Source organism: Endozoicomonas sp. SESOKO4 (assembly GCF_024606275.1).
In genome coordinates this window covers 1-1,071 of sequence record NZ_JAHHPS010000632.1, presented here as the reverse complement: position 1 = coordinate 1,071, position 1,071 = coordinate 1, and the positions used below count along the sequence as shown (strand labels likewise).

Sequence of the window (1,071 nt, the reverse complement as noted above, 5' to 3'; positions counted from 1 at the left end):
GAACCAGCTTATAGCCATCATTGAAAGCGACGCTCCCGATGCCGTTTTTAAGCTGGGGCAAATACTGGATGAGCTGGACATGCCTCAGCGTTTGCAGGTTCTGAAAACAGAAGGCACAAACAACAGGGGGACTCCTGTCACGCCTCTTGAGGCGATACTGGAACTGCCGCGTTCATTCAAAGAGGGTTCATTGCGTAACCGGTTTATTGAGCAGCTGATAGAATCTACAACCGATAAGACACGTACTTTGAATGATTTTAACATTCCGTCTGCCCTCCAAAAGATACCTCTGGCTGACCAGGCACTATCCGAAGCGGGCGACAACAACCTGAGCATTTTGTCCAAGATTGTTCAGGACATAATCCGAAGAGTCAATCAATCTGACACACAACCGCCTATGGGAGACTTTGAAAAGTCTTGTCTTACTGAGCACTTTGTTCAACTGTTCCTGCTCTACGAAAACCCATTTGGAACTATTTATGAACTGTTGGGGAAAATATCCGACGTAACCGTAATCCGTGATATTGTGTTCTGCGCTCATCCATTTACATATTCCAGTACTTTTCAGGAGATCTTCACACGATTTGAGCAGCACCCGTCTTACTTTAATTTTGTACGCTATTCAAATAGCCTGATGATGCTGTTGCGATCTTTCCCTTCAACAAAAGAACCTTCACAACGAGAGCCTTCACAACGAGAGCCTTCACTTCAAAAACTGTCACTACAAAAGCCTGTGATCAGCAACAATGATAATGCCTCCAACGGTACAATGGCCCATGGTTGCTCAGCATCAGATGAACGTCAATCCCTATGTAGCAGCGATCGCACCTCCAACGAAACAATAGTCAGTGGCGGTTTTGCATCTGATGAACGCCTATCAGGATGTAACAGCAATAATACCTCCAGCGAAACAATGGCCAGCCATGGAAACACATTCACCCATACCATCCGGCCATTTAACAGTGCCTCTGGCTCTGGTACCAGTTCTCTTAAAACGTCCACTGATAAGTACTTACTGCAGGGAGCAAAGCCAAAGCAGCCTGCCCGTACTGATCGGTCAAATGACTCTTC

Annotated in this window: 1 protein-coding gene; it reads left to right on the top strand. The window is 46.1% G+C overall.

Annotated elements, in window-relative coordinates; genetic code table 11:
- On the top strand, positions 1-1,071 hold a 1,071-nt coding region (locus KDK16_RS12335; protein ID WP_257276345.1), incomplete at both ends, for a hypothetical protein.